Below are 12,326 nucleotides of genomic sequence, written 5' to 3' on the forward strand. Positions count from 1 at the left end.
AGGCTTTTCCGCAGCCGGAAGGGCTTTGTCCCACACAAACAATTCCAATCGACAGCAGCATGATATATAATTATGATAATTACCGTATTATCGTAATTATCGTAATTATCGTAATTATCGTAATTATCGTAAACATTACAAATTAAAAGGAACGTTCTCATGGCAAGAAAATTGGTTGAGTTTGACGATGTAGCGGCTGCGGCCCAAAAGCTCAAGGACGCCGGTAAACGCCCAACGGTCATCGCTATCAGAGACATCATTGGCAAGGGGAGCTTTACCACCATTTCAACGTATCTCAAACAGTGGTCAGAGGAACACTCCCTCGATGAAGAGCTGGTAGAGGTAGTCCTTCCAGAATCGGTTATGAGCGATGCTGAGCTCTTCCTACAGAAGATCTATACGGTAGCCAAAGCAAGCGCCGATGAACAGCTTGAGCGCGAGCGTGAACTGCTACGACAGAAAGAAATTGAGTACCAGGAAGATATGCAGCAAGCCGTGGACATGGCAAATGATGCCACCGAACGGGCTGAGCTACTGGAGGAACAACTTGAAGCTCTCACCAACAAAAAATCAGAGCTCGATGCGGCCCTTGGTAAGGCAGAAAACTCGCTATCCCTCAAGTCTGCGGAGCTAGAACGCTCACTGGCTGACATTGATAAGCTGGAAAAGCGGATCGTTGAGTTGGAGGGCAAGCTGGAGGCGAAAGCCGCAGATCTGACCCGAGCACAGGATCACCTGGAGCAAGCTAAAAGCGAAAATCGCTCTTTGAGCCAAAAATTGGCAACTACAGAGGGTGAGTTGGAGGAGCAAAAAGGCAAGAGTATAGAGCAGACAGAAAAGCTCCGGGCCGCTCAGGAACAAAAAACATCGTTGAAAGAGCAGCTCGAAAATGTACAGGCCAAACTGGCCCAATCACAGGACTCCCTTGCCACAGCCAAAGCTCATGGCGAATCCGCTGAACGAGAGTGCCAGCGCCTATCTGGAGAGGTAGAAAAGCTGGACGCCAAATTATCCAGCGCCGAAGCAGAAGCTCGCGCTCTTGTTCAAGACAAAGGCATGATGGCTGGTCAGTTGCAGGAAAAAGACCAGCAGGCCAAGAGCCTCGAACAAAGACTCAATGATGCACTGACCAAAATTTCTGGGTTGGAGCAAGAGCTCGCTAAAGCTGGTAAGGGAGGGAAAAAGAAAGAGGAAAACTGATGGCGCGAAAGGCTAAATATTCAGAAGAGTGGCGACACAGAGCTGCGGCTCTTCAAACCAAGATTGAGGAGGCTATGACACTAGCCACCTCATCTATTGGCGACTATCGCTGGTTACACCGTCTCCATAGTTGGGTTACGGAGGTGGCTCAAGGTAAAGCCCCAGACTGGTGGACAGATCTGGATTGTGAAGTATCCCTCCCCCGAGAAGAAAAGCGGATCAGTACGTTCCTCTCGACACAAAAGAAGCGCATCACTCTCCAGATGTGTTTGTCGTAGGGGGCCTCATGAAACAACTTCCTCCTGACACACCAGAACAATCACTGATCACTCAGTACAAAGGGCCTCGCCTTGTCGTTAAGGCCTACGCTGGAACGGGTAAAACCACGACACTGGTGAAGTACGCCCACAACAACCTCGATTCACGTATCCTCTACTTGGCATACAACAGGGCTATCCGCGACGAGGCAAGAGAAAAGTTTCCTGCAAACGTAGACTGCAAAACGTCCCACCAGCTTGCCTACGCCACTATAGGAAGGGGCTACCAGCACAAACTCTCCGGCAACCTAAGGCTCACCGATATTGCCCAAGCGGTGAATACCAAGAACTGGACGTTTGCCAAAGATATTCTCGATACGCTCAACGCCTTTATGTGTAGTGCAGACATGCGGATTCTTTATACGCATTTTGCTCGCGCCGATACGGGTAAAGTGCTTACGTCCAAACAGGAGAGATACCAAATCCAGGTGGTCGAAGGTGCTGAGCTCATATGGAAACGGATGACAAACGTTCAAGATCCGTTCCCGACCGTACACGATTGCTACCTCAAACAGTATCAGCTCGGGATGCCGAATCTGTCTCGCCGGTACACCACCATTCTTTTTGATGAAGCACAAGACGCTAACCCCGTAACAAGTAGCATCGTCCTACAGCAGAACTGCAAGGTAATCCTGGTTGGAGATCGCCACCAGCAGATCTATAGGTTCAGAGGCGCAAACAACGCCCTTGATAGCAAAGAGCTCATGAACGCCGACCAACTCTATCTCACTCATAGCTTCCGCTTTGGCCCCAACGTTTCGCTGGTGGCAAACGCCCTTCTTGAACTCAAAGGTGAAACACGACCTGTTGTTGGCCGGGGACCAGCAGATCAGGTACTCATGTTTTTACCAGGTGACGTGGGCCACCGCGCAATACTTCACCGAACCGTCATGGGGGTTATAGAGACGGCGCTCTCTGCGACCGAATCCGGAGCGCAGGTATTCTGGGTCGGTGGAATCGACGCTTACCAGATCAATGAGCTCCAGGATTTGTACTGGTTTTCGATGGCAGAGCCAGACCGGGTAAAGAATAAGAAACTGCTTGATGAGTATGAAGACTACTTCGAGTATCAAGAAGTAGCGAAGGCGACCAAAGACCCTGAGATGATGAGGGCTGTCAAGATCATCAACAGCTACGATGAAATCCCTGAACGACTCACCACTCTACGACGCAATACAGTCAAAGAAGAGTTTGGGGCTGACATTACGGTCTCAACAGCTCATCGGTGCAAAGGGTTGGAGTGGGACTTTGTTCAGCTCTATGACGACTTTCCGGATGTCCTGGACCCAGAGCTCGACCCAATGGCCCGTGACGATGAAATAAACCTGCTCTACGTTGCATCCACCAGAGCGATGCGAATCCTTGCGTTGAACAGCGCTGTCGAGATGGTTATCCGCTACATCACCCAAAAACGCATGGTCGAGAAGCAGATGAAGATGGCCGCAGAAGCGACAGAAGTTGAAGAGGACACGACCAAATAGTTTGGTCAATTCTTTCACATGTGAAAGTTGACAAATAAAACGCTCTAAGCGCCCTAAATGGGCGCTTACACCTGCCTAATTTCACGCCTCCCACCTCTACCATATCGAGCATGGGAAAATACGTGCGTGAGACTATGAAAAAATCACCTTTGAATTTACTGCTCCTTGCAGCGCTCACGCTGGGGGCATCACACCAGGCTTGGGCTCAAGATGGCACAAGACCTGGTTTTTATGAGCGAAAGGAAGAGGGTTGGTTCTGGTACAAGGAAGAGCCCAAAGAACCAGAGAAAAAACCCGAAAAGCCCAAACCAAAGCCTGTGGCAGAAGCGAAGCCTACACAGCCTAAGCCTGCTGCTCCGCTTCCGAGCGGCCCAGAAATGTTCTCAGCGGAATGGTTCCGGGAAAACTTACCCAAGTACAAAGACCTTGCTTGGAACAATCCTACCGTTGAAAACGTCAGGACGTTTCTCTACTTGCAACGATTTGCGATAGATCGCTCTGAACAATTTTCCGATGCTACAGAGCTGGCGGTCGTAGGTGATCCTTTCTTGGATGAAATTACTCGACGTCCTGCTGCCACGTTTGCCTCACAACAAGTTGATCGTGACGCTGGTAACGCCAAAAACATGCTACTCAAAAGCGTAGCCGAACGCGTAGGGATATTCTTCTTCTACAAGTCCGACGATGACTACAGTGACTTGCAAGCACCGCTCATCAAGATGTTGGAACAAGGAGAAGGATTCTCGATCATTCCTGTATCTATGGACGGCAAACCACTCCCCAGTGGGCTTTTCCCCCATTACAAAACCGATGAAGGCCATGCCAAACAACTTGGTATCGTAACTTTCCCTGCTGTTTACCTCGCATCTCCAGACGGTCAGTTCGCTCCTATAGGACAAGGGCCAATGTCTCTTCCTGAGCTGAATCACAGGATTTTGGTCGCAGCAAAACGCAATGGTTGGGTCACAGACGAAGAGTTTAACCGTACACGTCCGGTACTCAACCTGGAAAACAACATAGCCGAACGCTTGGCCTCACCAGAGCTGGGCTCTGACCTCAAACAGCTATCTCAAGCGAGCGGTGATAAAGACAACTTTGTGCCACCGGAACAACTCATGAAGTACATCCGGGACAAATTACAGGAGAACTAAGATGGTCACGCACAAGACATTAAAAAGGAGCCTGCTTGCCCTGAGTGTGGCGGCCAGTCTCGTCATGGCACCGACAGGGGCGATAGCCGCTAACGGCCTCCAATCACAGATGGACAAACTCTTCAATGAAATGAGCAACACAACACCACCTGGGGTTTATGAAAGCCAACGACGTGGCGTTTTAGCTGGTGGCCGGTTCACTGCAAAGACACGAATCTTCGACGAGAACCTGGTGAGCTTTGCCCCTCCATCATGGAAAGCTGGTTGCGGTGGTGTAGATCTGTTCGGCGGTTCGCTTTCCTTCATTAACGCGGATCAAATTGTCCAACTCCTTCGGGCTGTAGCAGCCAACGCCAAGGGCTATGCCTTCCAGCTTGCGCTCGATAACGTTTTCCCGGACGGAGCGAAGTGGATAGAGAACTTCCAGAAGAAAGTGCAAGCGCTCAACCAACATCTGGGCAACTCCTGCCAGCTCGCTCAAGGTTTCGTGAACGACCTAACCAGCGGCATGGACCTTAAACACAAAACTGATGCTTCTATAACCGCGACAACTTCCGGCCTGTATGAAGACTTCTTCGGGTCCAAGCAGGAAACCAGCGGCAAGAGTCCTCTGGAAGAACTGAAAGCCAACAAACCTGACGAATACAACAAGATGATTGGCAACATCGTCTGGAAGCAACTCAAGAGCAACAACGCCAACACCTGGTTCCAGTACGGGGATAACACCCTTCTTGAAGCGATCATGTCTTTAACCGGCACAGTCATCATTGGTGATCTGGTAAACGACCCGAACTCAACCGGCACTGGTGCGAAAACAACCCCTCTGACGACCCTACCAGGTAACAAGATCACCTTGTCAGACCTGATTTCAGGCGGTTCTGTTGAGATCTATTCCTGTGATTCTGATACGACCAACTGCCTGAGTGCTGGCTCCAGCAATAAAACTGTCGTGCTCAAAGGTATCAAGAACCAGATCACCGATATGCTGTTAGGAACAAGCTCTACACCTGGTGTGATCTACAAATACGCAACGAACTCTGGAACCTTAACCGACCCAGAAAAGGCCTTTGTTTCTAACCTCCCCGGAGGGATTGGCACCATTGTTCGTAACTTGTCTGTCCTTTCACAGGACGGCGCTAACCTGTTCGCAACAGAGTCATCAGGAGCGATAGCCCTGACCATGATGTATAGCTTCTCGGAAGAGTTCTTCCGCGCAGCTCGCATTGCGATGGCTAACAGCAAATCACCCTACAAGAAAGAGGCACTAGAGCTTCTCGCGCAATCGCAACAGCAAATCCGTGCTGAATACACAATCCTGTCCTCTCAATACGGCGATCTGGCAAGCCAAATTGAGAAATACAACAACCTACTGGACAACATCCGCAAGCAAAAATACATGCTGGCAACTTTGTCCAATCCTCCTAGCACGAACTAAGGAGCTATTGGAATGGGATCTTTTTCAATCCACTCTATCGGTGACTCTGCTTTTCTGGAGCAAATCCTGATTGCAGTATCAATGATCACCGGCACCGGGGATTTCGAGAAGATGGTCAGTATTGGCCTGCTTCTTGGGGTCTTGATGATCTGTATTCAGTCCGTCTTTCAGGGCGCAAAGCAAATCAACCTCCAGCAAGTGCTGGTAGGTTGGATTCTATATGCCTGTTTCTTCGGCCCAACCACAACTGTGACTATCGAGGACGCTTATACAGGGCAGGTTCGAGTCGTCGCCAATGTCCCTATTGGGGTAGGCTTTGCTGGAGGTGTCATATCCAACGTGGGATACACCATCACCAATTTGTTTGAAACTGGATATGGGGTAATCGTACCCAATGTCACGGAAAGCCACTTTTCCGAAACACTGAAACTGTTGAATGACGTCAGACGGCGAGCCTATGACACAGGAGTTTTTACTGCGCTTAACTCAGCAAATGGAGGCGGCTATGTTGACGTGAGGCGTTCCTGGAACAATTACATTCGGGAATGCACGTTAACCAAAGTCGATCTCAACCTAATGTCCCTTGATGAGTTGATGAACCGTTCAACTGACTCAGCTTTGCGATTCAACTCACAGCTCTACGGAACTAGGTTGTATTTGTCTACAGCAAACCCTGACGGCGCTGACTACACATGTACTGACGGATGGGTGGCTATTAGCACTGCAACCGCCAACCTAAGCAGCCCGGTTGTTGTTGATGCTCTTAACAGCCTACTGGGTATTGACACGTCAACTGGAGACAACGCTCTAACGAAGCTGACCGATTCGCTTCAAGCGATGGGTGCCACAACTACGTCATCAATCGACTATCTGAAAGCCGCCGTTCTGGAGCCCCTCTATTATGAAGCCGCAGCAGGACGTTATCAGGACCTCCAGGATTATGGCTCTGCATTGATGGTCAACCAGGCTATTCAGCAACGGAACACACAGTGGGCCGCAGAGCAGTCGATGTTCATGACCGTCGTCCGACCAATGCTGACGTTCTTTGAAGGCTTTATTTATGCTATAACCCCGATCATTGCTTTTATTATCGTGATGGGCAGCTTCGGCCTCCAGTTAGCCGGGAAATATGTACAAACCATCCTCTGGATTCAGCTATGGATGCCAGTCCTCTCAATTATAAACCTGTTTGTTCATACCGCCGCGTCAAATGAGATGTCTAGCCTCAGTGCTGGTGGTCTCAACTCCATGTACGCTCTTTCCTCAACTGGAGATGTTCTGCAACACTGGATTGCAACCGGCGGCATGTTGGCTGCGGCCACTCCGGTGATTTCCCTGTTTATCGTCACAGGTAGCACCTACGCCTTCACCAGCTTGGCATCGAGAATAAGTGGTTCTGACCACGTTGACGAAAAGATGCAAACGCCAGATCTACTCAAGCAAGGTCCGGTTATGCAAAGTCAGCCAGCGTACAATCACAACCAGTTCAGTGGTGCGATTGCAAACGGCGCAGAAAGCATGATCAGTACCTTCTCGCTTGGCTCCACCTTGGCATCAGGCGTGAGCTCCGCACAGGCATTACAAAGTCAGAAATCGGAGGCTTTCCAAAGCACTCTTGGTCGAGGTTTTTCTGATGGAGTAAGTCAGGATCAAGCCTATTCAAGACTCTCCAATGTCGGGCGCAACGTTTCGTCGCAAAACACAGCTCAAAGCCAATTGATCAACCAGCAAGCCAAGAACTTCATGGATAAGTTCCAGGTGGATGATAGCCACTCTGATGCTGTCAAAGGTGCTTTTGCCATGCAGGCTATGGGCACACTCGATGTTGACGAAGCTGCGTCCATGCTTATGCCTATGGTTGGCAAGGCCAGGGCAGCAATGAAGGCCGCTGCTGGTGTGAAATCAAACAGTACAGCCCTAGTTCCTGCTGGTGGTAATGGCGAATCAGGCGGCGGCAGTGATGTCCTGGACATCAAAGCGCAAGCGAAGGGAGCAACAGAGTCATCAACTCAAGACTCTTCAAGCTGGTCAGCGAGTGATGTGTCCCAGTTCATGAAGGGTGTGAGCTATTCGCAAACCGATAGCCAGGCGTTGACAAATCAATTAGCGCAGGGTTTCAGCCGTTCTGGAAGCGAGTCATTCAAGCAAACCTGGGGCGATAGCTTATCCCAGAACCTATCCAAGTCCGCTTCTGAACTGGTGTCTGCATCGGACACCTTCACAACAATGAGTCAGCTCCAAAACCAAATGGGCTCCATGACTAATACCGACTTTAAAACTCTCGGTGGTGCAGTAGCACAAACCCCTGCGGCCATGAACCAACTGAATGACTATTTCCGAAATGCCGCGCCGCAATCGGTTAAAGACGAGGCGGCTTCACTACAGCAAAGATACCAAGCCTACGGAATGTCTCCTCAAGTGGCCCAGGCAGCAGCGCGAATGACAGCAATGACCAACTCCAAAAATTACGAACAGGGTAAGGAGCTTGGCGGGTATCAAGCCGCACTACAGGCGATCAATACCGCGTCCGGTCGCAACGGAGCATTTAGTGGTGATGCTTACGGAAATAACGGCATTGAAGGCCCGAATGTTCAAGGCCTACCAGGTCAGGTTCAAGGGGCTGTAGGCAGTGGACCTAACATCCCAACCGGATTCCGGGAGAATGTGGCTGGGATGGCTGGAACTAATCCGGCATCAGAAGCTGGGCAGTTACCAACGAATAGCCCCCTTGTTCAAAATGAACATGCAGCCGGTACGTCAGCTCTTCATAACCAAGCACAGCAAACAGAGCGAAATGTATCTGCTCCTGAACTGAAAAAAGCCCAAGATAACCTTATGAACTCGCTTCCGGAAATGTCTTGGAGCGCTTCGGCGTGGGGAGCGTGGGACAACTCCAGTGATTGGATGGGCCGCAGAGCTGAACAAGCAGGTGGAGCTCTCATTGCTGGTGGTCAAGCTGGCGCTGATGCGTTCTCAAGAGCGATGGATCAAATGAGAACGATGACACCTGAACAACGCGACCAATTCATCGCGGCCACTCAACGCGGCGACCAGGCCGTGCAAGAGGAGTTTGGCTGGGCCGGTGATGCGATGGTCGGTATGGCTAAACTTGGCCGCAACGTCATGGGAGCTGCTGCAAGCGGCTATGATGCAGCGAAGGAGTGGTTAACTGGTAAATCTGATCTATCGGAAGCCGCTAAAGGGATGAGCATTGAGGAACGCGGCGCGTTCTATGCAGCAGCGCTATCCTCTGCCGCAGAAGCTGGTGGTGGAGCCGCGCAGCAGTTTATGAACCAGTACGGTGATGAGTTCAAAGAAACGATGCAGTCTATCGCTCAAAGCCGTTATGGGCTGACTGAATCCCAAGCCGCTGTTTATGCCGAATCGTTTGACACAAACGAAGGTCGCATGAACCAGGCTGTTCAGAATCTGAAAATGGAGTATGCAGAACGTAACCCGGATGGCTCACCGATGATGCAAGGAGGTCAGCCTGTTCTTTCTCAGCAAAACGAAGAGTTTACGGACAAGCTGGTAAACGTATTGCAGAACTCGACGGAAGCTGGAGACCGTTCAGGTAGCTATTTGACTGCCGTCAGGGGGTACAACATAGCAAATCAAAGGTTCTAAAAGACCAACCAAATAATAAGGGGGCCAGCAGGCCCCCTTATTCGTCTCCAGCTCCAATATGGAAGCGCTGGTCAAAATCATAGGAATCTTGAAACCCACCAGTTTGTTTTTTTCTGCGCCGGGTAGGTGGTGCCTCTTTATATGCTGACCGCGCAACGCGGATAAAGCACGTTAGTCCAAACAGAGCCCCGACAACCAAAGCAACTTGCCACTGGAAGTAAGCGATCCCTCCCCAAAAGATAACAGCAGCCCAAAGGCTTTTGTGAACCAGAAATAGGAAACGAGCACCCCAAACGCCGAAGGGAGCCAGCGCCACACCAAGTCCCCAAGGTGTGTCAGCCATCATGGCTATTCCCAGAAGCACCATTCCCAGCAGAAGAATATTGACCACATGTTTCATATCAACCCCCTTACTCTTTACCTCCAGTTTACCACGGCATCAAAAAATGCAACTGTGAAAGTTTGACTATTTTTTGCTAAACAACCATTCCATTGGCAACTTCTTCGATTAGAATTTGCCCTCAAACTTTCACATGTGAAAGTTTGCCCTTACGGAACAAGGCGTTTATTGACAAAGCATTACATAGTTGAACATGTCAAACAAATCGCATACACTATGGAATAGGCCATTGCTAACGCTTTGGTCCCCATCTGCAACACCGCAGAGTTCTCTTTCTCAAATATCTCTTTCTGTAAACACCATCATCCTTGTGTGGTCGGGATGCGCCTTTGCCTTCCCTGCCCTCCTCAGCTCCTGCTGTATTCGCAATTTCAGCCCTCGCTGTATCCCTAAAATCACTTATACCTAAACGCTATTTAATATCACAAAATACCGCACTCCCCGTGCGCTATTTCCGCCATTCTTTTGGCGCACTTTCCATTACTATCGCAAAAATATCCGTATCCCATTGATTACTAAAAGTATTGTAACTTTGTTCCGTCGGTACAAAGTTAAGTGTATGTTTTTAAAGGTTTTTTATTGTTGACAGCATCATTATTTGGGCTTGTAAAGGCGCAAAATGTGTCAGTTTGTGACAATAGAAGAACTCTAAAAGCGTTCATCGAATAACGCACTTTTTGTATGGCTAACAACGCAGTTTAAAGGGTGGCAAACAATGGATAAATGCCAATTGATAGACATCCCAAGCGACCCAGAGAAGAAACGTGAGTGGATCAAGTACAAACTCAAGATCCAGGGGCTTTCTCTGGCCGCATTGGGCAGAAAACACAAAACATCTCGGCAGGTGGTGTCTACGGCACTCTATAAGCCCAGTCCACGCTGGGAACATGAGATAGCTACAGCTTTGGGTGTGAAGCCGTCTGAGATTTGGCCGGAGCGGTACGACGAAGAACACGAAATACCCCTCAGACATAAGGAGGCAAGCTGATGAAGAACAAAGCCAAGGCGCTAGTTCTGTCTGCGGCTCTCCTTTCATCAACAGCGAATGCTATTGACCTGAGCGGAACCATCTTCGACAAAGCAGCGAAAGCATATAACCTCGACCCTCTTCTAGTGTATTCGGTCGCATTGGCCGAATCTGCATCAGGGAGAGGTAATGGCTCTATAAGTCCTTGGCCTTGGACGCTTCGCGTTCCTGGGCTTCCTTTCTATGCTAAGTCGGAAGATCAGGCAAAGGCTAAGCTCGCTGAGTTTCAGCAGCAGTACGGTCGTGCCATTGATGTCGGGTTTATGCAAGTGAGCATCCGGTGGAATGGTCATAGAGTTTCTTCTCCAGCAGATCTTCTCGACCCAGAGACCAACGTCATGGTTGGGGCAGAGGTGCTATCAGAAGCCATTCAGTCATCTCCAAATGACTTGGAGCTTGGCGTTGGCCGCTATCACGCCTGGGAAGACGAAATCCGAGCCAGAAACTATGGTAGCCGAGTCTTGGCTATCTATCGCAACCTTCGTGATTTGTGAGGGGGGCGGAATGTTGGAACTGGATATTATTGGTGCGTGGGATGCAAGAGCCGTCAACCTCGATCAAGAAGAAGCTGATAGAAACGTCTACGAGTTCGATCTGACATTGTGGAACCTGCTATCCACTCTGGCAAAAGAACGTCCAGATGATGCGGCCTCACAATTTTCTTTGGGCATGGACACCGTTCAAAAGCTGTCACTGGCAACACCTTCCCAATTGGAAGCTCTGGCCTCTGGCGTGTTGATCTCTTTCAAACTCGAAACAGCAGAGCAGAACATCATCACGCGACTCTCTGGCGACTACGACCCTGTAGTTTTTATCAACCATAGTGTTGATGAATTTGATGCTGCCTACTGGTTGCTATTTAACCGCGTCGCATCGAGAGACCCGGAGATGGCAAAGGAAGTTTTCGGGGTTTCGAGAGAGCTTGCGGAGCTGGTGGCTAAGGCAACAGACAGCCAGTTGCGCCACATGTCTGGAACAACGGTTACGCATTTTACGCTTCGTTTTGCTCCGAGCATCATTGAAGAAATTCTCGATGACAGCCGGGAAGAGTTAACACACCCGGTATTGAAAAAACTGCAACAGTCTCTACAGGGACGTGGGAGGTGGAGATGAACATTGGCAACTCTGGTACATTGGGTCGCTGGGTTACAGCTCGACACATGGCCCTTGCTGGGTACATCACAAAAATCATCATGATCGAGACTGGTCTGACCTACAAACAGGTCAGACGGCTTTACCAGGATCTGGAGAGGGACGGATATACTCTGGAACGAAAATCCAGAACTTTCCGGGGTGGTGCGACACTGATTCATAGTCACACATCCAAGATACAGGCCTCTCTTCTAATGCAGCTCTACTTCAACATTGGTGGAGAAGCCGTGTTGCGGTCTGTGAACATCAAAGCCTTGAACAAGGCATTTAGAATGTATCACGCAATCCGCAAAGAAGTGCCCGGAATGAAAGGTGCTCGGTGGGCTCCGTTTGATATTACTGATGCCTGGTGTCTTGCTTCGGAGCTGAGAAGTGGGGACGCAATGCTGGAGGTGTGCGACAACTGCAAGTGTACGTACTTCACCTCTGTTAATCAAAGAACCTGCGTTGAATGTCCGTTCTGCAAAGAACAAGGAAGGCATGGTGGTGGGGAGAAAGAGTGTGCTTGAGTAGACTATGACATTTCGGACCAGAAG

Annotated in this window: 11 protein-coding genes; 10 read left to right on the plus strand and 1 reads right to left on the minus strand. The window is 49.8% G+C overall.

Features of this window, described 5'->3' with window-relative positions:
* The first annotated feature begins 159 nt into the window (after nucleotides 1-159).
* From R7F07_RS19510 to R7F07_RS19535, 6 genes are all read left to right on the plus strand, one after another.
* On the plus strand, nucleotides 160-1,200 hold the full coding sequence (locus R7F07_RS19510; RefSeq protein ID WP_000101568.1) for a DNA-binding protein: 1,041 nt from the start codon (nucleotides 160-162) through the stop codon (nucleotides 1,198-1,200).
* Nucleotides 1,200-1,478 carry a hypothetical protein gene (locus R7F07_RS19515; RefSeq protein ID WP_000101263.1) on the plus strand — a complete coding sequence of 93 codons (279 nt, stop codon included), beginning with the start codon at nucleotides 1,200-1,202 and terminating at the stop codon, nucleotides 1,476-1,478. Before R7F07_RS19510 ends, R7F07_RS19515 begins: the two co-directional genes overlap by 1 nt.
* 8 nt (nucleotides 1,479-1,486) lie before the next feature.
* Nucleotides 1,487-2,998: a UvrD-helicase domain-containing protein gene (locus R7F07_RS19520; protein ID WP_000811656.1), complete on the plus strand. Its 1,512-nt coding sequence runs from the start codon at nucleotides 1,487-1,489 to the stop codon at nucleotides 2,996-2,998.
* Nucleotides 2,999-3,132: 134 nt separating this feature from the next.
* Entirely contained in the window at nucleotides 3,133-4,149 is a 1,017-nt protein-coding gene (gene traF, locus R7F07_RS19525; protein WP_000749520.1) for a conjugal transfer protein TraF, read from the plus strand.
* Between the two features lies 1 nt (nucleotide 4,150).
* On the plus strand, nucleotides 4,151-5,584 hold the full coding sequence (locus R7F07_RS19530) for a conjugal transfer protein TraH (RefSeq protein WP_000256129.1): 1,434 nt from the start codon (nucleotides 4,151-4,153) through the stop codon (nucleotides 5,582-5,584).
* Nucleotides 5,585-5,596: 12 nt separating this feature from the next.
* On the plus strand, nucleotides 5,597-9,211 hold the full coding sequence (locus R7F07_RS19535) for a conjugal transfer protein TraG N-terminal domain-containing protein (protein WP_000534551.1): 3,615 nt from the start codon (nucleotides 5,597-5,599) through the stop codon (nucleotides 9,209-9,211).
* Between the two features lie 37 nt (nucleotides 9,212-9,248).
* On the opposite strand, the gene R7F07_RS19540 is transcribed toward R7F07_RS19535, so the two are convergent.
* Entirely contained in the window at nucleotides 9,249-9,611 is a 363-nt protein-coding gene (locus R7F07_RS19540) for a hypothetical protein (RefSeq protein WP_000683483.1), read from the minus strand.
* 715 nt (nucleotides 9,612-10,326) lie between these two features.
* On the opposite strand from R7F07_RS19540, the gene R7F07_RS19545 reads away from it, so the two are divergent.
* Genes R7F07_RS19545 through R7F07_RS19560 form a run of 4 tightly spaced genes read left to right on the plus strand, consistent with a single transcriptional unit; the run spans nucleotide 10,327 to nucleotide 12,299 of the window.
* A complete protein-coding gene (locus tag R7F07_RS19545) occupies nucleotides 10,327-10,599 on the plus strand; it encodes a helix-turn-helix domain-containing protein (RefSeq protein ID WP_000356489.1) in 273 nt (90 codons plus the stop codon).
* Complete coding sequence (locus R7F07_RS19550) at nucleotides 10,599-11,132, plus strand: transglycosylase SLT domain-containing protein (RefSeq protein ID WP_000790610.1); 534 nt, start codon at nucleotides 10,599-10,601, stop codon at nucleotides 11,130-11,132. The genes R7F07_RS19545 and R7F07_RS19550 overlap by 1 nt, the downstream gene beginning before the upstream one ends.
* 10 nt (nucleotides 11,133-11,142) lie before the next feature.
* The gene (locus tag R7F07_RS19555; protein WP_000891157.1) at nucleotides 11,143-11,751 is read left to right on the plus strand and encodes a hypothetical protein; all 609 of its coding nucleotides are present in this window, start codon (nucleotides 11,143-11,145) and stop codon (nucleotides 11,749-11,751) included.
* Nucleotides 11,748-12,299: a FlhC family transcriptional regulator gene (locus R7F07_RS19560; RefSeq protein WP_001020646.1), complete on the plus strand. Its 552-nt coding sequence runs from the start codon at nucleotides 11,748-11,750 to the stop codon at nucleotides 12,297-12,299. Before R7F07_RS19555 ends, R7F07_RS19560 begins: the two co-directional genes overlap by 4 nt.
* The last annotated feature ends 27 nt before the right edge of the window (nucleotides 12,300-12,326 follow it).

This window comes from Vibrio sp. YT-16, assembly GCF_033337405.1.
Classification (GTDB): domain Bacteria; phylum Pseudomonadota; class Gammaproteobacteria; order Enterobacterales; family Vibrionaceae; genus Vibrio; species Vibrio alginolyticus.